The sequence below is a fragment of the Pseudoalteromonas sp. HL-AS1 genome, from assembly GCF_031198785.1.
Taxonomy (GTDB): Bacteria; Pseudomonadota; Gammaproteobacteria; order Enterobacterales; family Alteromonadaceae; genus Pseudoalteromonas; species Pseudoalteromonas distincta.
In genome coordinates this window covers 3,380,304-3,404,120 of record NZ_CP133569.1, presented here as the reverse complement: position 1 = coordinate 3,404,120, position 23,817 = coordinate 3,380,304, and the positions used below count along the sequence as shown (strand labels likewise).

Genomic DNA, 23,817 nt, shown 5'->3' with positions numbered 1-23,817 from the left:
CCATGGCAAATCAAACTGTAAAAGTAACACAAGTAAAAAGCTCTATCGGTCGTTTACCGAAACATAAAGCTACATTACGCGGTCTTGGTTTACGTCGTATCAACCACACTGTTGAGTTAGAAGACACAGCATGTGTACGTGGTATGATAAACAAGGTTTCTTACATGGTTAAGGTAGAGGGTTAATTCGATGCATTTGAATACACTTTCACCTGCTGCAGGTTCAAAAACTGCTCCAAAACGTGTTGGTCGTGGTATCGGTTCTGGTCTAGGTAAGACTGGTGGTCGTGGTCACAAAGGTCAAAAATCACGTTCTGGCGGCAAAGTACGCGTTGGTTTTGAAGGCGGTCAAATGCCTATGCAACGTCGTCTACCTAAATTTGGTTTTACTTCTCGCAAATCTTTAGTATCTGCAGAAATAAACCTTTTTGAAATCGCTAAAGTTGAAGGCGATGTGGTAGACCTAAGCGCGTTACAAGCAGCTGGTCTAGTTAAAAAGAACGTTCTTTTCGTTAAAGTTGTTAAATCTGGCGAAGTTTCACGCGCTGTTACCGTTAAAGGCCTTAAAGCCTCTAAAGGTGCTCGCGAAGCTATTGAAGCTGCCGGAGGCAAGGTAGAAGACTAAGGAAGTACTAATGGCTAAACCAGGTCAAGATACAAAAAGTGCACAAGGTGGACTTTCGGAATTGAAGCGCCGATTACTCTTCGTATTGGGTGCTATCATAATTTACCGTCTAGGTTCATTTGTGCCGATCCCTGGGATTGACGCCGCTGTACTTGCCGATTTCTTCGAGCAACAAAAGGGCACCATTGTTGAAATGTTCAACATGTTCAGTGGTGGTGCACTTGAGCGAGCTTCAGTGTTAGCACTGGGTATTATGCCGTATATCTCGGCTTCGATTATTACGCAACTATTAACGCATATGTATCCTCCGTTTATAGAGCTTAAGAAAGAAGGTGAGCAAGGGCGTAAAAAAATTAGCCAGTACACACGCTATGGCACGCTTGTGCTAGCTACTATTCAATCAATCGGTATTGCTACTAGCTTACCGGGCATGATGGAGGGGTTAGTTGTTAACCCTGGTATGGGTTTCTATTTCACCGCTGTGGTGAGTTTAGTTACTGGTACTATGTTCCTTATGTGGTTGGGTGAACAAATAACAGAGCGTGGTATCGGTAACGGTATCTCTGTTTTAATATTTGTTGGTATTGTAGCTAACTTGCCGTCTGCTATTGGTTCGACAGTCGAAATGGCGCGCCAAGGTGATTTGAATGTTTTTGTACTGTTGATGGTTGCGGTAATCGTATTCGCTGTTACTTATCTTGTAGTGTTTTTCGAACGTGGACAACGTCGTATTGTTGTTAACTACGCTAAACGCCAACAAGGTCGTCAAGTATTTGCTGCCCAAAGCACGCATTTACCACTAAAAGTAAATATGGCGGGTGTTATTCCACCAATCTTCGCTAGCAGTATAATTCTGTTCCCTGGTACAATTGCTAGCTGGTTCGGCCAAGGTGAAGGTCCAGTCGCTGATGTATTACAAGCTGTTGCTACTACGTTGACTCCAGGTCAACCGTTGTACTCGCTTGTTTTAGCTGCGGCTATTATCTTCTTCTGCTTTTTCTACACAGCGTTGGTTTTTAACCCGCGTGAAACAGCAGATAACCTTAAGAAATCTGGCGCATTTATCCCAGGTATTCGTCCAGGTGAGCAGACATCTAAATACATTGATAAAGTGATGACACGCCTGACATTGGCAGGTGCTTTGTATATAACCTTTATCTGTCTGGTGCCTGAATTCATGACGATGGCGTGGCAAACGCCATTCTACTTCGGCGGTACATCAGTTTTGATTATCGTTGTAGTAATCATGGACTTTATGGCACAAGTACAGACTCACCTGATGTCTCATCAGTATGATTCTGTGCTGAAAAAAGCGAACCTTAAAGGCTACGGTCGATAAGGTCAGTTTACGGAGTTGAGCAATGAAAGTACGTGCTTCCGTTAAGAAAATATGCCGTAACTGTAAAGTTATTAAACGTGCTGGTGTAGTACGCGTAATTTGCAGTGAGCCTAAGCATAAGCAAAGGCAAGGCTAAGTAAACAGTCGTGCAGGCTGAGTTTTCTCGGCCTGTGTTTTTAGTAGTGATTTGGTCTTCGTTTGAGTATCCTTACGGGCTTTTCAAACTTTTGATTACCAAATTCGAATATAGGAGATGTGTTAGTGGCCCGTATTGCTGGCATTAACGTCCCTGATCATAAACATGCAGTTATTGGTTTAACAGCTATTTATGGCATAGGTAAGACTCGCTCTAAGGCTATCTTAGAAGCGACTGGTATCGCCGAAACCACAAAAATCGGTGAACTTTCAGACGAAATTCTTGACGTACTGCGTGATGCAGTTGGCAAGTACACTGTTGAAGGTGATCTTCGTCGTGAAGTTACTTTAAATATCAAGCGCCTAATGGACCTTGGTTGTTATCGTGGCCTACGTCACCGTCGCTCTTTACCACTACGTGGTCAAAGAACTAAGACTAACGCGCGCACCCGTAAGGGTCCTCGTAAGCCTATTAAGCGATAAGGGGATAGTATTATGGCTAAGACACCAATTCGTCGTAAAAAGGTTAAAAAACAAGTTGCTGATGGTATGGCTCATGTTCATGCGTCTTTCAACAACACTATTGTAACGATTACCGACCGTCAAGGTAATGCACTATCATGGGCTACTGCCGGTGGTTCAGGTTTCCGTGGTTCACGTAAATCTACACCATTTGCTGCTCAGGTTGCTGCAGAGCGTGCAGGTACTGCTGCTCAAGAATACGGTTTAAAAAATCTAGAAGTTTTCATTAAAGGTCCAGGTCCAGGTCGTGAATCTGCTGTACGTGCTTTGAATGCTGCTGGTTACCGTATTACCAACATTACTGACGTGACGCCAATACCACATAATGGTTGTCGTCCACCGAAGAAACGTCGCGTTTAACAATAGGTTAGGAGAAATAACATGGCAAGATATTTGGGCCCTAAGCTCAAGCTGAGTCGTCGTGAAGGTACTGACCTGTTCCTTAAGAGCGGCGTAAGAGCTATCGACTCTAAGTGTAAACTTGAGACTGCACCTGGTCAGCACGGCGCTCGTAAAGGTCGCTTATCTGATTACGGTTTACAATTACGTGAAAAGCAAAAAGTACGTCGTATCTACGGTGTATTAGAAAAGCAATTCCGTAACTACTACAAAGAAGCTGCTCGCCTTAAAGGCAACACAGGTGAAAACTTGTTACAGCTTTTAGAGCAACGTTTAGACAATGTTGTATATCGCATGGGTTTTGCTAGCACACGTGCAGAAGCACGTCAGTTAGTAAGCCATAAAGCGATTTTAGTTAATGGTCGTGTTGTGAACATTCCTTCATACGTAATTACTCCAGAAGATACTGTTGTAATCCGTGAGAAGTCTAAGACGCAAGCACGTATCATCGCTGCTCTAGAGTTGGCTGAGCAACGTGAAAAGCCGACTTGGGTTGAAGTTGACGGTAAGAAATTGGAAGGCAGCTTTAAGCGTCTACCTGAGCGTTCAGACCTGTCTGCGGACATTAATGAACAACTAATCGTCGAACTTTACTCTAAGTAAAGTTAAGAGTTAAGAGAGGATAAAATGCAGGGTTCTGTTACAGAATTTCTAAAACCAAGGTTAGTCGACATCGACGCTATCAACCCAACGCGTTCTAAAATAGTTTTAGAACCATTAGAGCGTGGCTTTGGCCATACTCTGGGTAATGCTTTACGCCGTATATTACTTTCATCTATGCCTGGATGTGCAGTAACTGAAGTTGAAATCGACGGTGTATTACATGAGTACAGCGCGAAAGAAGGCGTTCAAGAAGACATCATTGAAATACTATTAAACCTTAAAGGTTTAGCAGTAACGTTAGAAGGCAAAGATGAAGTTTTTCTGACCCTGACTAAATCTGGTGTAGGCCCTGTTACTGCGGCTGATATTCAGCACGATGGCGATGTAACAATTGCTAATCCAGATCACGTTATTTGTAATTTAACTACAAATAACAGCGAGATCAGCATGCGTATTCGTGTTGAACGTGGTCGTGGTTATGTGCCGGCATCTAGTCGTTTATCCTCTGATGACGATGAGCGTCCAATTGGTAGATTGTTGCTTGATGCATCATTTAGCCCAGTTGAACGTATTGCGTACTCGGTTGAATCAGCTCGAGTTGAGCAACGTACAGATTTAGACAAGTTAATCATTGATATGGAAACAAACGGCACTTTAGATCCAGAAGAAGCGATCCGCCGTGCGTCTACTATCTTAGCTGAGCAATTAGATGCATTCGTAGATTTACGTGATGTAACTGAGCCAGAAGAGAAAGAAGAGAAGCCAGAATTCGATCCTATTCTACTTCGTCCAGTTGATGATCTTGAATTAACAGTACGCTCAGCAAATTGTTTGAAAGCCGAGCAAATTCAATATATCGGTGATTTAGTTCAGCGCACTGAAGTTGAGCTTCTTAAAACGCCTAATTTAGGTAAGAAGTCTCTAACTGAAATTAAAGACGTGCTAGCTTCACGTGGACTTTCTCTAGGCATGCGCCTAGAAAATTGGCCACCTGCAAGCTTAGCTGAATAATCTAAATCACTATATTAGTTTAGTTAGAAGGATAGGGTCATGCGCCATCGTAAGAGTGGTCGTCAATTAAACCGTAACAGTAGCCATCGTAAAGCGATGTTTAGCAATATGGCAGGTTCTTTGGTGAAACATGAAATCATCAAAACTACTTTGCCAAAAGCGAAAGAGTTACGTCGTGTAATTGAACCTTTAATCACACTGGCTAAGACTGACAGTGTAGCAAATCGCCGTTTAGCGTTTGCTCGCACGCGTGATAATGAAGTTGTTGGTAAATTATTCAGTGAAATCGGTCCACGTAATGCGGATCGTCCAGGTGGTTACACTCGTATTCTTAAGTGTGGCTTCCGTACTGGTGATAATGCACCAATGGCTTATATTGAACTAGTTGGTCGCCCAGCGACTAGCGAAGCAGTTCAAGAAGACGCACAGTCTGCAGAGTAAGTCTTAAAGAAACCTAAAAGCCGAGCTTATGCTCGGCTTTTTCTTGCCTAAAATTTGTCAAACTATATGAACCAGTAATTACCTTCTATTATGTGCATCGACTCATAGATTCTGAATCGATAGGTTGTTTTTACAGTTATTTTAATAGCTCTGCCTAGTTACCCTTTACTTACCATCGATCCAAAATAGCCTATCCGGTTTTAGTTAAAGAGCATTTTTACTTTATATAGTGATTTACAGTTATTAATAATAGAACTTCGAATTTAACTGCCATTAAGCAATCCCTAACGAAGTTTTTATTGATTAGAGCTGATCAGAAGATATAAGGGTCGCTCTCTTATCTATATACCGGTACTAAGAACCTCATAGAAAAGCTAACCATTGGGGCCTTAGTAAATTCACTTCTCAAATAAAAATATAGCCCAATGAATTTAAATCTCAGCTTTTGACTATTTCAAATGATTTTAGTAACACGACTCTTAACTTATTGGTTGGCTTTTTCAGCATTGATGATCCAAATATGCCTCTACTGATCACTAGTTACCATAACTTTGACTTTAAATAGCTCTATAAACCCCTCAATACAGGTGGTTTAGTTGTGTTTTTGAGCGTTTAGCTCAAATACTCAGCGAGCAGCACATTATTTCAAGTTTTCTTCAAAAAAGGGTTGATCTGTTTTCGGATCTCCCTATAATGCGACCCCACTGAGACGGGATATGGCGACGCGCAGCGGACAACGCATAGCGAGGCACGAACTACTCAGGGTGTTAAGTAAAACTTAGATTGAACCTTTTTAGAAAGTTTAAATTTAAGTGTTGACAAAAAAATAGGAAAGCGTAATATGCGCAGCCCTAGCGAGATAAAGTTCAACTTTATAATCGCAACGTTCTTTAACAATATAAAGCAATCATCTGTGTGGGCACTCGTACAGATTGAGTTCTAACAGCCAACCTACTTCGGTAGCGAGGCAAACAAATTAGAGTCTCAATTAAAACTGAGTGACCATATGTTATTAAAAGATTCAGCCTTGAGCTGTTTTGATTTCACTTTTTTAAAAGTGAAAGTAATAACGCACAGTCAATTCGTTTTTGGCAACAAAAACAAAAATTCAGAATTCATTGAGCTGTCGAAAGACATAAAACTTTTTAATTGAAGAGTTTGATCATGGCTCAGATTGAACGCTGGCGGCAGGCCTAACACATGCAAGTCGAGCGGTAACAGAGAGTAGCTTGCTACTTTGCTGACGAGCGGCGGACGGGTGAGTAATGCTTGGGAACATGCCTTGAGGTGGGGGACAACAGTTGGAAACGACTGCTAATACCGCATAATGTCTACGGACCAAAGGGGGCTTCGGCTCTCGCCTTTAGATTGGCCCAAGTGGGATTAGCTAGTTGGTGAGGTAATGGCTCACCAAGGCGACGATCCCTAGCTGGTTTGAGAGGATGATCAGCCACACTGGGACTGAGACACGGCCCAGACTCCTACGGGAGGCAGCAGTGGGGAATATTGCACAATGGGCGCAAGCCTGATGCAGCCATGCCGCGTGTGTGAAGAAGGCCTTCGGGTTGTAAAGCACTTTCAGTCAGGAGGAAAGGTTAGTAGTTAATACCTGCTAGCTGTGACGTTACTGACAGAAGAAGCACCGGCTAACTCCGTGCCAGCAGCCGCGGTAATACGGAGGGTGCGAGCGTTAATCGGAATTACTGGGCGTAAAGCGTACGCAGGCGGTTTGTTAAGCGAGATGTGAAAGCCCCGGGCTCAACCTGGGAACTGCATTTCGAACTGGCAAACTAGAGTGTGATAGAGGGTGGTAGAATTTCAGGTGTAGCGGTGAAATGCGTAGAGATCTGAAGGAATACCGATGGCGAAGGCAGCCACCTGGGTCAACACTGACGCTCATGTACGAAAGCGTGGGGAGCAAACGGGATTAGATACCCCGGTAGTCCACGCCGTAAACGATGTCTACTAGAAGCTCGGAGCCTCGGTTCTGTTTTTCAAAGCTAACGCATTAAGTAGACCGCCTGGGGAGTACGGCCGCAAGGTTAAAACTCAAATGAATTGACGGGGGCCCGCACAAGCGGTGGAGCATGTGGTTTAATTCGATGCAACGCGAAGAACCTTACCTACACTTGACATACAGAGAACTTACTAGAGATAGTTTGGTGCCTTCGGGAACTCTGATACAGGTGCTGCATGGCTGTCGTCAGCTCGTGTTGTGAGATGTTGGGTTAAGTCCCGCAACGAGCGCAACCCCTATCCTTAGTTGCTAGCAGGTAATGCTGAGAACTCTAAGGAGACTGCCGGTGATAAACCGGAGGAAGGTGGGGACGACGTCAAGTCATCATGGCCCTTACGTGTAGGGCTACACACGTGCTACAATGGCGCATACAGAGTGCTGCGAACTCGCGAGAGTAAGCGAATCACTTAAAGTGCGTCGTAGTCCGGATTGGAGTCTGCAACTCGACTCCATGAAGTCGGAATCGCTAGTAATCGCGTATCAGAATGACGCGGTGAATACGTTCCCGGGCCTTGTACACACCGCCCGTCACACCATGGGAGTGGGTTGCTCCAGAAGTAGATAGTCTAACCCTCGGGAGGACGTTTACCACGGAGTGATTCATGACTGGGGTGAAGTCGTAACAAGGTAGCCCTAGGGGAACCTGGGGCTGGATCACCTCCTTATACGATTTAGAACTTATTTGTTCGTAGTGTCCACACAGATGATTGTTAATTAGTGCGTGTCCTTCGGGATAACTAATTAATATGCTCTTTAAAAATTTGGAAAAGCTGATAATAAAATTCTGATAGATACATTGTATTTATCAAGAGTTTTCAAAAGTAAAAAAGAATGGTAGCAGTACCATTCAGTGCCATTTGATTAACGTTTTACGTTGATTGATTGGTATCTACTTTAGTATTCAATATTAACTTCTGGCGAAGTTAAACTGTCACAAAACAAAGACCCGTTTGGGTTGTATGGTTAAGTGACTAAGCGTACACGGTGGATGCCTTGGCAGTTGGAGGCGATGAAGGACGTATTAACTTGCGATAAGCCTAGTCAAGCTAGTAAAAAGCGCTTGAGACTAGGATTTCCGAATGGGGAAACCCACCTGCTTGCAGGTATCGTTAACTGAATACATAGGTTAACGAGGCGAACGCGGAGAACTGAAACATCTAAGTACCCGTAGGAAAAGAAATCAACCGAGATTCCGAAAGTAGCGGCGAGCGAAATCGGAACAGCCCTTAAGCTTATTATGTGTTAATGGAAGGCTCTGGAAAGTGCCACGATACAGGGTGATAGTCCCGTACATGAAAAGACATTTTAAGTGAAATCGAGTAGGTCGGAGCACGTGAAACTTTGACTGAATATAGGTGGACCATCATCTAAGGCTAAATACTCCCAACTGACCGATAGTGAACCAGTACCGTGAGGGAAAGGCGAAAAGAACCCCTGTGAGGGGAGTGAAATAGAACCTGAAACCGTGTACGTACAAGCAGTAGGAGCCCACTTGTTGGGTGACTGCGTACCTTTTGTATAATGGGTCAGCGACTTATATTTTGTAGCGAGGTTAACCGAATAGGGTAGCCGTAGGGAAACCGAGTCTTAACTGGGCGACTAGTTGCAAGGTATAGACCCGAAACCCGGTGATCTAGCCATGGGCAGGTTGAAGGTTGAGTAACATCAACTGGAGGACCGAACCCACTAACGTTGAAAAGTTAGGGGATGACCTGTGGCTAGGAGTGAAAGGCTAATCAAACCGGGAGATAGCTGGTTCTCCCCGAAATCTATTTAGGTAGAGCCTCGGACGAATACTTACGGGGGTAGAGCACTGTTAAGGCTAGGGGGTCATCCCGACTTACCAACCCTTTGCAAACTCCGAATACCGTAAAGTAATATCCGGGAGACACACGGCGGGTGCTAACGTCCGTCGTGAAGAGGGAAACAACCCAGACCGCCAGCTAAGGTCCCAAAGTCATAGTTAAGTGGGAAACGATGTGGAAAGGCCCAGACAGCCAGGAGGTTGGCTTAGAAGCAGCCATCCTTTAAAGAAAGCGTAATAGCTCACTGGTCGAGTCGGTCTGCGCGGAAGATGTAACGGGGCTAAACTATGCACCGAAGCTGCGGATTCAGAATTTATTCTGAGTGGTAGGGGAGCGTTCTGTAAGCGGTTGAAGGTGTACCGGGAGGTATGCTGGACGTATCAGAAGTGCGAATGCTGACATGAGTAACGATAATGGGAGTGAAAAACTCCCACGCCGGAAGACCAAGGGTTCCTATCCCATGTTAATCAGGGTAGGGTAAGTCGACCCCTAAGGCGAGGCCGAAAGGCGTAGTCGATGGGAAACAGATTAATATTTCTGTACTCGATATAATTGCGATGGGGGGACGGAGCAGGCTAAACAAGCATGGCGTTGGTAGTCCATGTGAAAGTGAGTAGGTTGGTGACTTAGGTAAATCCGGGTTGCTATTAAGACTGAGACACGAGACGAGTCACCACGGTGATGAAGTTGTTGATGCCATACTTCCAGGAAAAGCCTCTAAGCTTCAGATTATATGGAATCGTACCCCAAACCGACACAGGTGGTCAGGTAGAGAATACTAAGGCGCTTGAGAGAACTCGGGTGAAGGAACTAGGCAAAATCGTACCGTAACTTCGGGAGAAGGTACGCTCCTATCTGTGATGAGACTTGCTCTCTAAGCGGACGGGAGCCGCAGTGACCAGGTGGCTGGGACTGTTTATTAAAAACACAGCACTGTGCAAAATCGCAAGATGACGTATACGGTGTGACACCTGCCCGGTGCCGGAAGGTTAATTGATGGGGTTATCCTTAGGGAGAAGCTCTTGATCGAAGCCCCGGTAAACGGCGGCCGTAACTATAACGGTCCTAAGGTAGCGAAATTCCTTGTCGGGTAAGTTCCGACCTGCACGAATGGTGTAACCATGGCCACGCTGTCTCCACCCGAGACTCAGTGAAATTGAAATCGCAGTGAAGATGCTGTGTACCCGCGGCTAGACGGAAAGACCCCGTGAACCTTTACTACAGCTTGGCACTGAACATTGAACCTACATGTGTAGGATAGGTGGGAGACTTTGAAGCAGCGACGCTAGTTGTTGTGGAGTCGTCCTTGAAATACCACCCTTGTAGTTTTGATGTTCTAACGTTGGCCCCTGAATCGGGGTTACGGACAGTGCCTGGTGGGTAGTTTGACTGGGGCGGTCTCCTCCTAAAGAGTAACGGAGGAGCACGAAGGTTGGCTAAGTACGGTCGGACATCGTACGGTTAGTGTAATGGTAGAAGCCAGCTTAACTGCGAGACAGACACGTCGAGCAGGTACGAAAGTAGGTCATAGTGATCCGGTGGTTCTGAATGGAAGGGCCATCGCTCAACGGATAAAAGGTACTCCGGGGATAACAGGCTGATACCGCCCAAGAGTTCATATCGACGGCGGTGTTTGGCACCTCGATGTCGGCTCATCACATCCTGGGGCTGAAGTCGGTCCCAAGGGTATGGCTGTTCGCCATTTAAAGTGGTACGCGAGCTGGGTTTAGAACGTCGTGAGACAGTTCGGTCCCTATCTGCCGTGGGCGTTTGAGAATTGAGAGGGGTTGCTCCTAGTACGAGAGGACCGGAGTGAACGAACCGCTGGTGTTCGGGTTGTCATGCCAATGGCATTGCCCGGTAGCTACGTTCGGAACTGATAAGCGCTGAAAGCATCTAAGCGCGAAGCAGGCCTCGAGATGAGTTCTCACTAGACTTTTAAAGTCTCTGAAGGGCCGTTGAAGACTACAACGTTGATAGGCAAGATGTGGAAGTGGTGTGAGCCATTAAGCTAACTTGTACTAATTACCCGTGAGGCTTAACCATACAACGCCAAACGCGTTTTATGCGACAGTTTGACAGAAGTTAATATGACTAAAGTAGAAATTACTGAAAAGACTTAAAAAATATTATCAGATATTTTCCAAATTAAAGAGGTGACTCTTAGCGCGTAGCGTTAAAGTTGAGGCACCTTGCGCAAAGAAAATGGTAGCACTACGTGCTTGTCATTGATTCTTTGCACCTAATTTGCTTGGTGACAATAGCGTTTTGGACCCACCTGACTCCATGCCGAACTCAGTAGTGAAACGAAACAGCGCCGATGATAGTGTAGCATTTGCTATGTGAAAGTAGGACATTACCAGGCTTCAAATTGTAGAGAGCCCGACTAGAAATAGTCGGGCTTTTTTACGTCTGTAGGAAAGTGAAAAAGCAGGTTCGAGGTGAAAGGTATTAGGTTAAAGGAAGAGAATTGAACAGACCCAATTCCACGACATACTAATGCGTAAGCGTCCGAGCAACGACACCTAGCAGAATTGAAAATACCGTCAGTTTCTACTGGAGGTATTATGCAAAAAAGAACCCTTAATGACTAATGCCGATCAGTTAAGAAAATGACCGGTTGACCGATCCAAACGATCATGCAAAATCCGTAGTTAGGAAACTAACTACGGATTTTTTTGTGAATATAGAACAAGCACTGCAAGCAACACTTGAAGAAAGCAGCCGATACCATACCTTTGAAAAATTATCAGAAATTCTTGACCCTGAAATCATTGAACAAGGTTTTCAACAAGCAGGGATTGCAACCGTTCGTAAGCGAAGATTACCGCTTGAAGCCGTTTTGTGGTCAGTTATTGGCATGGCATTGTTTCGAAAAGAATCAGTTTGGAATATCGCTAATAAGCTAGATATCATGTTACCTGGCAAGAACCAACTCGTTGCTCCAAGTGCGATGGTACAGGCGAGACAAAGGTTAGGTGATGATTCCGTTAAACACGTTTTCAATAAATCTGCTCAATCAATGTATAAGCAACAGTCATTCGAAACATGGAATGGTTTGAACCTATTAGCTGTTGACGGTGTTGTGTGGCGAACAGCCGACACGCCTGATAATCGTAAAGCCTTCTCTTCAGGTAGCAACCAATACGGTGATACAGCCTTTCCTCAAATACGCAGGGTCTGTCATATGGAATTGACCAGCCATCAACTTCTCAGTAGCGAGTTTGATAACTATAAAACCAACGAGATGAAATTAGCTGAGCGTTTAATTGAACGTACACCAGATAATTCACTGACTATGTTTGATAAAGGATATTATTCTTTAGGCCTGTTAAACCGTTGGCATCAAACTGGGGAGATGAGGCACTGGCTGATACCAGCAAGGCCCGACTTACAGTATGAAATCATCTCCAGCGCGGGTAAAAATGACCATATCATTGAATTGAAAACCACAAAGCATGCACAAAAAAACTTTCCCGATGTTCCTGAAACGATTAAAGCGAGATTAATCAGCAAAACAATAAAGGGCAAAAGCTACCGTATATTAACCTCGATGACGGATAGATTGCGTTATCCAGGTAATGAAATTGTTGAATTATATTGTCATCGTTGGGAGATAGAACTTGGGTTTAGAGAAATCAAACAAACCATGCTTGATAGCGCATACCATTTAAGAAGTAAGCGTCCAGACATGGTGCGTCAGGAGCTATGGGGCGTGTTACTCGCCTATAATTTAATACGAAGAATAATGACTGCGTAATACCATGATGCCGATCGCTCAATACCATTCAAGCCGATCACTTTTTTGTCTGTCAGTAGACCTCAGTAAAATCTAACTTGAGTGATCGGCATCAGTCAAGAAATTTAGTTTTTTTCGCATCGACTCGCCTTTTAATTCCAACTTTATCGCCCCGTGCACAAGCCTATCTAGAATCGCATCCGCGTGTGTCGATTCTCCGATCATTTCATACCAATTTTCTATCGGTAATTGACTCGCAATTAAGGTCGATTTTGTATCATATCTTGCATCAATTAATTCCAGTAAATCACTCCGTTGTTGAGCCGTTAATGGCTCTAATCCCCAATCATCTAAGATCAGTAAATTGGCAGAGCTAAGCTTGTTGATCAGTTTTCGATAACTACCATCGGCTTGCGCTAGAAACATCTTTTCTAATAGCTCTTTGAGCCTAAAATAATAAACGCTACTCCCTTGTTGGCAATGGTTTTGACCAAGCGCGCAAGCGAGGTAAGTTTTGCCACAACCTGTTGCTCCTGTGATCAAGATGTTTTGGTGAAGACGAAGCCATTCACCTTGTGCTAATGAACGGATCTGAGCTTTATCGAGTTGTCGTGCTGCGCCATAGTTGAGTTGGGCAAGTGTGCCGCCAACTCTGAACTTTGCTTGTCGCGTTAGGCGATCTATTTTACGCTGATCACGCTGCGTTATTTCATGTTCAAGCAATAAACTTAGCCGCTCTTCGAAGCTTTGTTCAACGTATAAATTGGGTTGCTCGTATTGCTGCAATAGCGCATCACGTATGCCGCTTAGCTTTAAATTACTTAACTGATTATTAACTTGTTGATTGATATTTTGCATAAGTTTTCCTATGGTTTGTTAATTTTTATTAATGGTAATAGTGGTTGCCACGGATATTTTTATGATCAATATCTTGTAGTAAATCACCTTGAGCTTGTGGCAAGGGTTGTTTATCCAAGCCTTTTTCTAAGATAGTCTTTACTTGTTTAACGCGAGTAACACCTGTGGTTAATGCGCGATGACAGGCGGCTTCAAGACGTTGATCACTAAACTTTTTACCTAGGCTTAATAACCCCATACAAGCACGGTAGCTTTGCTCTGGATGTTTTTTAGCTTGCATCAATTGCATAACAAACTGCTCAGTTGATATGCCAAATTTACTCGCCCAGCGTTCGAACCGCTGTGGTGTCCATTGTTGCTGCTTTTGATGAGCGATAGGCATATGCAGATCAAGCGTGGTGTGCGCACCTTCTCGGTATGATCTGGGGTGAACAGCGACTCGTATGCCTTGATGGTAGAGTGTCACCAACTTCTCGGAGGCATGGGCTTCAAGCTTTTGTTTAATTAAGGTATGTGGCACTGAGTAGTAGTGCTTTTCAATTTCCACATGATAATCAATATGCACGCTCACCTGTTTTACTAAGGTATAGCTGTAAGGCTGTGTGGGCAGTGGTTTGAGTGCAGGTCTGTCGATAGCATCAAACTGACTGAGCCGTGAGCCAGGATGCTTTTTCATTTTACGTTGATTTAAATCGACCAGTAATGCTTGTATTTTCAGGTTCAATTGACGCAAGCTAAAGAAGGTTTCATTGCGAAGGCGCGCTATTATCCAACGTTCAACAATTTGCACACCCACTTCAGCCTTAGCCTTATCCTTTGGTTTATAGGGTCTAGCGGGCACAATGACCGTATCGTAATGTGTCGCTAGTTGTTGGTAGGTTGGGTTTAAGTCAGGCTCATATCGACACGGTTTGGTGACGGCACTTTTAAGGTTGTCAGGAATTATTAGCTCAGGAACACCGCCAAGAAACTCAAAACAACGGGCGTGACTCATCACCCAATCTTCGAGTTTCTGGCTGTAAGTCGCTTCGGCATAGGTATAATTTGATGCACCCATGACCTCAACGAACACTTGTGCAGTACGACACTCGCCTGTACTTGTATCAACAATACTCATGGTTGGGCCACAGTAATCCACAAACAGTTTTTCACCTGCTTTATGATTTTGTCGCATGGAGGGTTTTTGGCATTTAAGCCATGCCTTGTACTGACGGCAGAAGTGAGTGTAACTGTAAAAACCTTCCGCGTGCCGCTCTTTGTATTCTTCCCAAAGCAGCAACAACGTCATGGTTTTAGGCCGAAGCTCTTGCTGAACTAACGACCAGTCAGGAATGGTAAAGCCTTTTAATCGAGGCTTTGTTTTGAAGAACGCTCGTTGCAGAGCGTGATCATCCCACTTCTCATCAAGCGGCCAGTAAGTAATATCTAACTCTGCTGATTTACAGGCATATTTAGACACGATTGAGGGTGAAACAGATAAGCTTGTTGCTATCTGACGATGACTGAGTTTACAGCTGTATTTTAGTCTTAAAATCTCTTTAAGTTTACGCATTGAAATAGGTGCCGTTGGCATGGTCATTCTCATCATCAAAAATGAAAAGAATAACGGTTAAAAACACCTACTGGCTAGACAAAAACGTGTACAAATTGAACGATACCATTCAAGCCGATCACTCAATACCATTTTGACCGAAAAGTGATCGGCATCGATGGTATTGAGTGATCTCGATGGATGGTATTAGGTGATCGGCTTAGATAGTATTAGGTGATCGCGATGCATGAGAATATGCAATGACGATGGCGGCGACAGTCACAGGGATATGGCCTAACCAGCTTAGTTTCTCTAGCAGTTCGATGGCTGTCATTCAGTATTTCTCGTCAGTATCTATAATGAGCCCAGGGAACATTCCAATACACTGGCAGCACTTACTCGATACACTGGTCTTATTTAAGCTTCCAGCTAGACGAGAGGATAGAAGATATCCCCGGTGGGTTAAGCCAAAACCATCTAAGTATCCCCATAAAAAGAAAGATGCCAGTCAGCTTAACTGACAGGCATTACCCTTAATGACTGGCAAAAATTGATTGAGCAGCAACAAACCAGCGGTTTATCTATTGTCGCATTTTGTAAAGAAAACATGTTACCCACTTCAAACTTTTATAAATATCGGTCTAAGTTACAAGACGCTGCAAAAGCACCTAAATTGGTGAAAGTGCAAAACAAAGCCATTCCCCATAAAGTGAATGCCTCAATCACGTTATCTCATGGTGAAACTCATTTAACTATACCAACCTCATCTGAGCCTACATGGGTGGCTAATTTAATAAAGGCGCTGCAAGCATGAACATGTTTATTGATGTGCCCGACGTGTACCTTTGCAATCAGTTTTTCGACTTCAGAAAATCCATTAATGGCTTAGCGGCCATTGTGAAAGTGAACTCGAACTGTCAGTACTATCCGGTGCCGTGTTTGTTTTTTGTAATAAAAGCCGAGATAAGCTGAAGATATTGTATTGGGATAACACAGGCTTTGCCCTGTGGTATAAACGCCTCGATAAGCACAAATTTAAATGGCCGAAAAACCTCTGCGCCAACACCCTAAACTTAACCGAGCAACAATTACACTGGTTATTATCTGGGTATGATGTCATAGGGCATCAACAAATCAACATCGAAAACGCTAGCATTATTTAGATCGTCGCGGGATCAATATTAACCATCGCATTAAGCTAGTTTACGGTAAAAAACATTATAAAATAGAAGGATGAATATTGATGTTAACCGCCTTCCAAACGATCCGGCGTTGCTTAAAAAGCTGTTGGTAGAGCACGCTGAAAAGTTAGCGCAAGCGACTGCGAGAAACCGGTATCTAGAGGAGCAATTCCGCCTAGCGCAACAAAAACAATTTGGTAAAAGTGCCGAAGTCTTTGACGCACAAGGTGAATTGTTTAATGAAGCCGAAGACATCATTGAGCAACCTGATGAGCTTGCTACGCAAGAGATTAGCTACACTCGCAAAACACCAAAGCGCAAACCATTACCCAAAGACTTACCCCGTGAGCAAGTGATTCATGACATTGCCGAAGAAGACAAGTTGTGTACCTGCTGTGGTAATGAATTGCATAAAATGGGTGAAGACGTCAGCGAAAAGCTCGACTTCGTCCCCGCAAAGATAAAAGTCATTGAGCATATTCGCCCAAAGTACGCGTGTCGTGAATGTGATAAGTCAGGGTCGAATAACAGTATTAAACAAGCCAAGATGCCAAACATGGCCATCAACAAAGGCATGGCCACGTCCAGTTTGTTAAGTCAAATCATCACCAGCAAATATCAATATGCATGCCACTGCACAGACAAGAGTCGATGTTCAAGCAATACGGCATTGAGCTTAGCCGTAAAACCATGAGTGACTGGGTACTCGCATCCGCTACCTTGTTTGAACCGCTGATACAACGACTGAAACACGCGTTACATAAACAGCCTGCGATACATGCCGATGAAACGACGGTCAATGTGGTCAACGCCGACAAAGTAAAAAGTTACATGTGGCTATATTGTACCGGCACGGATTCGCCATCGGCTATAAATAAACACAACCCAATACCAAACATTGTGCTTTACGACTATCAAAACAGTCGGGCAGCTTCCTGTGTGGTTAATTATCTGGATGGCTATTCGGGCTATTTACAGGTTGATGGTTATCAAGCGTATGCACAAACGCAATCAACACTCGTTGGTTGCTGGGCCCATGCACGTCGTAAATTTATAGAAGCAAAACACGTGCAGGGTAAAAACAAGACAGGCAAAGCCGACGTAGTCTTGAGTCTTATTCAAAAACTGTACGGCATTGAATCAAAACTCAACGATAAAACACCAGAACAAAAGCATGAAATAAGGCAAGAGCAAGCGAAACCTATTATTGATAAACTGCATAAATGGCTAGAGCAAAACCAGCCACGTTTAGTCGGGAAAACCAAGTTAGCAGAGGCAGCAACCTATCTCGCTAATCAATGGCATAAACTTATAGTTTACCTTGAAAATGGTCAGCTTAATATCGACAATAACCGCGCCGAGCGCGCTATCAAACCATTTGTTATTGGCCGTAAGAACTGGATGTTTAGCCAAACCTCACGCGGCGCAATAACAAGCGCTCACCTATACAGCATCATCGAAACTGCAAGATCCAACGGCTTAACGCCATTTGATTACATCATGCATTGCCTCGATGAGCTTTGTCAGCCTGAGCCAGACATAGAACAATTATTGCCTTGGAATATCAATATCTAGGTGATGATCACCGGACGTTTACGATGTTGCATGTAATATTTTTAAGAATTCAAAAACCAGCGCGCATTTATCAGATCCATTATTTCGATATACCGATGTAGCAATTTCTAAAAAGGAAAAGCAGCTAAAATTAGAATCTATCGAAGACTTATCCAATTTCTCCATAGCAGCCTATCAAGGAGCAAAAGATTTATTGGGTGAACAGTTTAAAATAATGACTTTGTCGAATCTAACGTATGTAGAACACCCGCATCCAAAAAACACAACTCTTGCCATGTTAGCCGGTAAAAAAGACATTAGAATTGGCGATATCAATATCTTTTATTTTGATTTGAAAAATCAAAACTACAACAACAACGATATTAAAACACAAGAATTTGACATCCATCATTTATGGCCTGATGTATATTCACACATGGCATTTAAAGATGAAATTTTGCGAGATAAAGTGAATATACAAATTAAAAATATGTCAGAGGACGGCAGTCTCGAAAATATTTATAAACAGTATATTAAGTATCCATAAAAATTATAGCCTCTATTTGTAGGATTTATTGTACCTTCAACAGCTACTCTACCCCTCTAAAATATCAAACTGGTAACTTACACGCTTGTTATAACGAGTATTTTTATCCACTAATATACTCGGAAACTGTAGTTGGTTAACAGCGTCAACATAACCTTGGCTTTCTAAGCAGACACCTTGATAAGCATCAAAGGCGCCGGATAAAAACTTACCAGTATAAAATTGAATACAAGGCTGGTCGGTATACACAGAAACAGCTATGCCATTTTTGATTGATGTTAACCTTGCTTTCTCCTGCTTAAATGAACTTTTTTGCAATACAAAACAATGATCAAAACCTGACTCATCAATCACTTGCTGATAGTTAGACTGTTCTATTAACTGACTAATTTTTAGATCCGATTTTAGGTTTGCTGATTGGCCTAATTTATTACAATCGATGATCTCGCCAGTCGGTAAACCATCGCTGTATTTTTCTAAAAATGAATCGGCATTTAACAAAACCGTTAAATCGGCACATGATTCTTCACCAAGGGTAAAATAACAATGATTGGTTAAGTTTATTGCTGAGGTTTTGTCACTGACAGCGTGGTAGTTAATTTCTAACCGGTTGCTATCGGTTAACTTATATTCCACGGAGTATTCGACATTACCAGGAAATCCTATTTCTTGATCGGCAATCATTAACTGGTAACAGACACTATTGTCAGTAACTTCAGCGGCCCGCCAAAAGCGCAATGACAAATTATCTTCACCGGAATGAAGGCAATTCTCGCCATCGTTCTTATTAAGGGAATAACTTGTACCTTCAACCACCATCTTTGCATCTTTAATCCGATTACACACAGGTCCGCAAGTTGCGCCAATATAGTATGGGTCAGTTAAAAAGTCATTGGCCTCATCATATGTCAATGTCATTTCGGTTAACTGACCGTTTATCGGCAATTTAATGGATTTTACCCGAGCACCAAAATCAATTAACTCAACCCGCATTCCATTAATATTTTGTAAAACTTGAGTACTAACACTGGCCATTATTTATCGTAACCATTTGGGTTATTCGACTGCCAACGCCAAGTATCTTCCATCATTTCAGCTAAATTACGTTTGGCTTGCCAATTCAATTGAGTATTGGCTTTTTGCGCATTAGCCCAAAATGCAGGTAAATCACCAGAACGTCGAGGCGACACTTGATATGGAATCGCTTTATTTACCGCTTTTTCAAAGGCGGTAATAATGTTAAATACAGAAATGCCTTTGCCAGTTCCTAGATTAAAGGCCTCGACACCGGTGAAATTAACATTTTTTTGTAACCAATTTAATGCCGCAACATGGCCTTCGGCTAAATCCATAACGTGTAAATAATCTCGTTCACAGCTGCCATCTGTAGTATCGTAATCGTCGCCAAATATACTTAACTTGTCACGTTTACCTACCGCAACTTGCGCCACAAATGGCAATAAATTATTTGGGATACCTTTAGGATCTTCACCTATGCTGCCGCTAGGATGCGCACCTATAGGATTAAAGTAGCGTAATGAAACACCTCTGAATCTATCATTGGCGTTGGCTTGATCAGCCATGATACGCTCAACCATTACTTTTGTTGCCCCGTAAGGACTTGATGGCGTCCCTAGTTTCATCGACTCGACATACGGTATTTCATTTTCTTCACCGTACACGGTAGCGGAAGAGCTAAATATAAAGTTTTGTACATTATACTTTTGCATTACTTCCAATAAACATACCGAGCCATGCACGTTATTTTGATAGTAATTCAACGGAATTTGACCTGACTCACCCACCGCTTTTAATGCCGCAAAATGAATAACAGCATCAATGTTATGGGTGTTAAATACCGCCTCTAATTCATTGACGTTACAAATATCACCTTGGATAAAATCAACACTTTTACCGGTCAATTTTTCCACTCGGTTTAAGGACTCTTCACTTGAATTACAAAGGTTGTCATAAACAACAACTTGATGATCATTTTCCAACAAACACAAAACGGTATGAGAGCCGATATAACCGGCTCCACCTGTTACTAACACTTTCATTTATTTAATACCTTTATATTCTTAGCCACAATGTACGGAATACTTTTGCCCTAACGATTAAATGCGCCATCCGATGCAACACAGACATAAATATGTTCTTTTAGACCGGTTTTTTGCTGGTAGTTTTGTGAGATTTTTAGTTTTATATCATCAACTAAATCTTTAGGTGTCAACGCCACCACACAACCACCAAAACCGCCGCCAGTCATACGGACTCCGCCTTTATTACCTAACTCAGAACCAATTAGTTCTACCAGATAATCCATCTCTGGAGTGGTCACCGCAAAGTCATCTTTTAACGATATATGCGACTCAGCCATTAACTCACTCATCTTTATCATATCATTGTTTTGTAAAGCGATTAATGCGGATTCTGTACGAGCATTTTCTGTGATCACATGTTTTGCACGTCTCACTAGGTCTGGAGCTAGTTTATCTTGTGCCGATAACAATTGCTCTAGAGTGACATCTCTTAGGGCTGGCTGATTAAAATAACGAGCAACTTCTTCACATTGTTGACGTCTGGTATTGTATTCACTATCAACCAAGCCTCGTTTCACATTTGAATTAACGATTAGCAGCGCCATTGAATTTGGAATAGGTGCATGTTGGTAAGTTAAGGTTCGACAGTCTAATAACATCACATTATTTTTTTTGCCCAACGCCGAAATCAGTTGATCCATAATCCCGCAGTTACAGCCGACAAAGTTATTCTCAGCCTGCTGGCCCAATAATGCCGCCTGCACACCACCAAGATCAATGTCATTTAATTGAGCAAATGTTTTTAATATGGCAATTTCAAAGCTTGCCGACGAGCTTAACCCCGCGCCTTGTGGCACGTTACCTGTAACGACTAAATCGGCACCTACAATGTCTGTGTACTGTTTAGTTAATGCTTGTAAGGTGCCGCCAATGTAATTAACCCACATTTTTTCGTTATTAAATTCGATATTATCTAACGAAAACTCAACGGTTTCATTATTACAATCTACCGCTAATACACGAATAATCTTATCATCTCGTTTGCTCGCCGCGATGTCAGTACCAAAATTTATCGCTGCCGGTAAAACAAAGCCATCATTGTAGTCAGTATGATCGCCAATCAAATTTACTCGGCCAGGACCATGGGTTAATAAGCTCGGCTTAGTGCCAAAATGGTTAATATACTTTTCGCTAACTAAATCAAACTGGCTCATTATTTTTGCCCTTTATAATGTACTGACGATGCATCTCTTAATCTTTGAGCCGCTTGTTCGGCGGTAAGGTCTCTTTGAGCTTCCGCCATCATTTCATAACCAACCATGAATTTACGTACCGTCGCTGAACGTAACAATGGCGGGAAAAAGCTCGCGTGCAATGTCCACTCTTTATGATCTTCACCATCATAAGGCGCGCCATGCCAACCCATAGAATATGGAAAAGAAGTATTAAACAAGTTGTCATATCGAATGGTGATCTGCTGAATAATATCCGCCAAGGTAACTTGTTGTTGCGCGGTTAAGTCCGTCATTCTTTGGATAGGAAAGCGTGGTAATAGTAGTGTTTCAAAAGGCCATGCTGCCCAATATGGAACTACCACTAACCAATCTTCATTACTTACCACGGTACGTTCTTCTGAATCAAACTCACGTTGTGTGTAATCTTCTAACAGGTTTGTTCCGTGCTCTGCTAAATATGCTGCTTGAGCGTTTTGCTTTTTTTGTACCAATGTCGGCAGTTGTTGTTGTGCCCAAATTTGGCCATGAGGGTGCGGATTTGAACACCCCATTACCGCGCCTTTATTTTCAAATACCTGTACCCAGTTATAGGTTTTGCCGATTTGCTGGCATTGCTCTTGCCATGTTTGAACTACCCTAGTAATTTCTTCAACACTTAACTGAGGTAAGGTTTTACTGTGATCTGGAGAGAAACAAATAACTCGACTTTCACCTTGCTCGGTTTGCATTTTAAATAACGGATCGCCTGTACTAACAACCGGTGTGTCTGATTTTAAAGCGGCAAAGTCATTCTGAAATACAAAAGTACTATCATACTCAGGATTTACTTCACCATTGATTCTGGTATTGCCAGAGCATAAAAAGCAACTGCTGTCGTAGGCTGGATTTTGTTTTTCATCCAGCGCTTCTACTTGCCCCTGCCAAGGACGTTTAGCTCGATGTGGTGACACTAACACCCATTCATTAATTAACGGATTATATCGACGATGAGGGTGTTCTGTTGGGTCGAAAGCTGTGCTCATGATTAGTTACCTAATTAAATTCAATAAGTAAAGTGTAAACGTTTACATTTTAATCTACAAGTATAATTTTACACTTTGAAACGTAATAATTTTAAAAGGAAATACACAGAAATAAGATATGTAAACGTTTTGACTTTTAACCATAGGAAATACCATGTAATATCAGACAAAATTCTATACGAAAATTATTTATGTCAACCATAAAAGATGTAGCAAAGGAAGCTGGCGTTTCAATCGCCACTGTCTCACGAGTGGTAAACAATGGCCCTAAAGTAAGCGAAAAAACCAAAAATAAAGTGCTGTCTATTATGGCAAAATTGGGCTATCGCCCAAACGAAAATGCCAGAGCATTAGTGACCCAAAAAAGTACAACATTAGGTGTAGTGATCCCAGATTTAACCGACCCTTTTTTTGCCTCTCTCGCTAATGGTGTGGATAAAGTCGCTCGCCAAAATAATATGCAGCTTCTACTGAGTACCGGTATGGTCAGTGAAGAGTCTGAACGACAGGCGATAAATCTACTGTTAGAACGACGTTGTGAGTCTATCGTTATCCATAGTAAAAAACTGCCGGATCAGGAACTGATCGAATTAGCCAACAACGTACCGGGCTTCGTATTAATTGATCGGTTTATCGAGCAAATAGCCCAGAAGTGTGTTTGGCTTGATAATGAAGAAGGTGGAAAAATTGCAGCAAGGCATTTAATGTCTCTAGGACATACAAAATTTGCCTGTATTTCAAGTCACTACGCAATCGATGATCCCGCATTACGCTTCAAAGGATTTCAGCAGGAAATTGCGGAATCTGGCTCTTCATTGTTACCGCACCATACTGTACAAGAAAAACCAACGTTACAAGGTGGTGAAATAGCGACACAGAAATTGTTATCGAGTGATTCAAGTTTTGATGCTATTTTTGTGTACAACGATGCAATGGCCATTGGTGCGATCTGTACCCTTGAAGATAACGGCTTTAAAGTGCCAAATGATATATCAGTGATTGGTTTCGATGACGTATTATTGTCCCGCTACTCTCGACCAAAACTAACCACCTTGCACTACCCTGTTGAAGAAATGGCGGAATTTGCAGCTCAACTAGCATTAAAAAAAGTCACCAATATATCAGCAGAGCAACTTAAAAAAGGCTTTAAATACATACCTAGATTAGTAAAACGCGAATCCACCGGATTAAAAAGCTAAGTTAATCTTCAAA

At 42.7% G+C, this 23,817-nt stretch carries 21 protein-coding genes, 3 rRNA genes and 1 pseudogene; 19 read left to right on the top strand and 6 right to left on the bottom strand.

Annotation, left to right across the window (positions count from 1 at the left end; translation table 11 throughout):
- Positions 1 to 2 precede the first annotated feature (2 nt).
- The 13 genes from rpmD to RB214_RS15745 all read left to right on the top strand — a co-directional run bounded on the left by rpmD (position 3) and on the right by RB214_RS15745 (position 12,656).
- Positions 3 to 185 carry a 50S ribosomal protein L30 gene (gene rpmD / locus RB214_RS15805; protein ID WP_002959482.1) on the top strand — a complete coding sequence of 61 codons (183 nt, stop codon included), beginning with the start codon at positions 3 to 5 and terminating at the stop codon, positions 183 to 185.
- Between the two features lie 4 nt (positions 186 to 189).
- Positions 190 to 624 (top strand): 50S ribosomal protein L15, encoded by a 435-nt coding sequence (gene rplO, locus RB214_RS15800; RefSeq protein WP_002959480.1) that lies wholly within the window; start codon positions 190 to 192, stop codon positions 622 to 624.
- A 10-nt stretch (positions 625 to 634) separates the two neighbouring features.
- On the top strand, positions 635 to 1,963 hold the full coding sequence (secY, locus tag RB214_RS15795; protein WP_002959478.1) for a preprotein translocase subunit SecY: 1,329 nt from the start codon (positions 635 to 637) through the stop codon (positions 1,961 to 1,963).
- A gap of 22 nt (positions 1,964 to 1,985) precedes the next feature.
- Positions 1,986 to 2,099 carry a 50S ribosomal protein L36 gene (rpmJ, locus tag RB214_RS15790; protein WP_002959476.1) on the top strand — a complete coding sequence of 38 codons (114 nt, stop codon included), beginning with the start codon at positions 1,986 to 1,988 and terminating at the stop codon, positions 2,097 to 2,099.
- A gap of 125 nt (positions 2,100 to 2,224) precedes the next feature.
- Complete coding sequence (rpsM, locus tag RB214_RS15785; RefSeq protein ID WP_002959473.1) at positions 2,225 to 2,581, top strand: 30S ribosomal protein S13; 357 nt, start codon at positions 2,225 to 2,227, stop codon at positions 2,579 to 2,581.
- Between the two features lie 12 nt (positions 2,582 to 2,593).
- On the top strand, positions 2,594 to 2,980 hold the full coding sequence (gene rpsK, locus RB214_RS15780; protein WP_002959471.1) for a 30S ribosomal protein S11: 387 nt from the start codon (positions 2,594 to 2,596) through the stop codon (positions 2,978 to 2,980).
- 21 nt (positions 2,981 to 3,001) lie between these two features.
- Entirely contained in the window at positions 3,002 to 3,622 is a 621-nt protein-coding gene (gene rpsD / locus RB214_RS15775; RefSeq protein ID WP_002959461.1) for a 30S ribosomal protein S4, read from the top strand.
- Positions 3,623 to 3,646: 24 nt separating this feature from the next.
- Entirely contained in the window at positions 3,647 to 4,633 is a 987-nt protein-coding gene (locus RB214_RS15770; RefSeq protein WP_002959452.1) for a DNA-directed RNA polymerase subunit alpha, read from the top strand.
- A 39-nt stretch (positions 4,634 to 4,672) separates the two neighbouring features.
- The gene (gene rplQ, locus RB214_RS15765; RefSeq protein ID WP_002959450.1) at positions 4,673 to 5,074 is read left to right on the top strand and encodes a 50S ribosomal protein L17; all 402 of its coding nucleotides are present in this window, start codon (positions 4,673 to 4,675) and stop codon (positions 5,072 to 5,074) included.
- A gap of 1,146 nt (positions 5,075 to 6,220) precedes the next feature.
- Positions 6,221 to 7,756 (top strand): 16S ribosomal RNA (locus tag RB214_RS15760).
- A 296-nt stretch (positions 7,757 to 8,052) separates the two neighbouring features.
- Positions 8,053 to 10,942 (top strand): 23S ribosomal RNA (locus tag RB214_RS15755).
- Positions 10,943 to 11,146: 204 nt separating this feature from the next.
- Positions 11,147 to 11,261 (top strand): 5S ribosomal RNA (rrf, locus tag RB214_RS15750).
- The 16S, 23S and 5S rRNA genes sit together here, the layout of an rRNA operon.
- Before the next feature lie 315 nt (positions 11,262 to 11,576).
- Positions 11,577 to 12,656, top strand: a complete 1,080-nt coding sequence (locus RB214_RS15745) for an IS4 family transposase (RefSeq protein ID WP_309167770.1) — start codon at positions 11,577 to 11,579, stop codon at positions 12,654 to 12,656.
- A gap of 72 nt (positions 12,657 to 12,728) precedes the next feature.
- Here RB214_RS15745 and istB read toward each other — a convergent pair whose 3' ends face one another.
- On the bottom strand, positions 12,729 to 13,493 hold the full coding sequence (gene istB / locus RB214_RS15740; RefSeq protein ID WP_008111090.1) for an IS21-like element ISShfr5 family helper ATPase IstB: 765 nt from the start codon (positions 13,491 to 13,493) through the stop codon (positions 12,729 to 12,731).
- 28 nt (positions 13,494 to 13,521) lie between these two features.
- Positions 13,522 to 15,066, bottom strand: a complete 1,545-nt coding sequence (istA, locus tag RB214_RS15735; protein ID WP_309169037.1) for an IS21 family transposase — start codon at positions 15,064 to 15,066, stop codon at positions 13,522 to 13,524.
- A 224-nt stretch (positions 15,067 to 15,290) separates the two neighbouring features.
- On the opposite strand from istA, the gene RB214_RS15730 reads away from it, so the two are divergent.
- From RB214_RS15730 to RB214_RS20480, 5 genes and pseudogenes are all read left to right on the top strand, one after another.
- Positions 15,291 to 15,545 carry a hypothetical protein gene (locus RB214_RS15730; RefSeq protein WP_309167769.1) on the top strand — a complete coding sequence of 85 codons (255 nt, stop codon included), beginning with the start codon at positions 15,291 to 15,293 and terminating at the stop codon, positions 15,543 to 15,545.
- 29 nt (positions 15,546 to 15,574) lie between these two features.
- Entirely contained in the window at positions 15,575 to 15,838 is a 264-nt protein-coding gene (locus RB214_RS15725; RefSeq protein WP_309167768.1) for a hypothetical protein, read from the top strand.
- Between the two features lie 121 nt (positions 15,839 to 15,959).
- Positions 15,960 to 16,187 carry an IS66 family insertion sequence element accessory protein TnpB gene (gene tnpB, locus RB214_RS20485; protein WP_375144329.1) on the top strand — a complete coding sequence of 76 codons (228 nt, stop codon included), beginning with the start codon at positions 15,960 to 15,962 and terminating at the stop codon, positions 16,185 to 16,187.
- 70 nt (positions 16,188 to 16,257) lie between these two features.
- Positions 16,258 to 17,780 (top strand): annotated as a pseudogene (locus RB214_RS15720) (IS66 family transposase).
- A 214-nt stretch (positions 17,781 to 17,994) separates the two neighbouring features.
- The gene (locus RB214_RS20480) at positions 17,995 to 18,306 is read left to right on the top strand and encodes a hypothetical protein (protein ID WP_375144328.1); all 312 of its coding nucleotides are present in this window, start codon (positions 17,995 to 17,997) and stop codon (positions 18,304 to 18,306) included.
- A gap of 48 nt (positions 18,307 to 18,354) precedes the next feature.
- Here RB214_RS20480 and RB214_RS15710 read toward each other — a convergent pair whose 3' ends face one another.
- The 4 genes from RB214_RS15710 to RB214_RS15695 are packed head-to-tail and all read right to left on the bottom strand — an operon-like array spanning position 18,355 to position 22,605.
- Positions 18,355 to 19,341: an aldose epimerase family protein gene (locus RB214_RS15710; protein WP_309167767.1), complete on the bottom strand. Its 987-nt coding sequence runs from the start codon at positions 19,339 to 19,341 to the stop codon at positions 18,355 to 18,357.
- Positions 19,341 to 20,366 (bottom strand): UDP-glucose 4-epimerase GalE, encoded by a 1,026-nt coding sequence (gene galE, locus RB214_RS15705; RefSeq protein ID WP_309167766.1) that lies wholly within the window; start codon positions 20,364 to 20,366, stop codon positions 19,341 to 19,343. Before galE ends, RB214_RS15710 begins: the two co-directional genes overlap by 1 nt.
- A 50-nt stretch (positions 20,367 to 20,416) precedes the next feature.
- Entirely contained in the window at positions 20,417 to 21,562 is a 1,146-nt protein-coding gene (galK, locus tag RB214_RS15700) for a galactokinase (RefSeq protein WP_309167765.1), read from the bottom strand.
- The gene (locus tag RB214_RS15695) at positions 21,562 to 22,605 is read right to left on the bottom strand and encodes a UDP-glucose--hexose-1-phosphate uridylyltransferase (protein ID WP_309167764.1); all 1,044 of its coding nucleotides are present in this window, start codon (positions 22,603 to 22,605) and stop codon (positions 21,562 to 21,564) included. Before RB214_RS15695 ends, galK begins: the two co-directional genes overlap by 1 nt.
- A 191-nt stretch (positions 22,606 to 22,796) precedes the next feature.
- Between RB214_RS15695 and RB214_RS15690 the strand changes: the two genes are divergently transcribed.
- Positions 22,797 to 23,804, top strand: a complete 1,008-nt coding sequence (locus RB214_RS15690; RefSeq protein WP_309167763.1) for a LacI family DNA-binding transcriptional regulator — start codon at positions 22,797 to 22,799, stop codon at positions 23,802 to 23,804.
- Positions 23,805 to 23,817 lie beyond the last annotated feature (13 nt).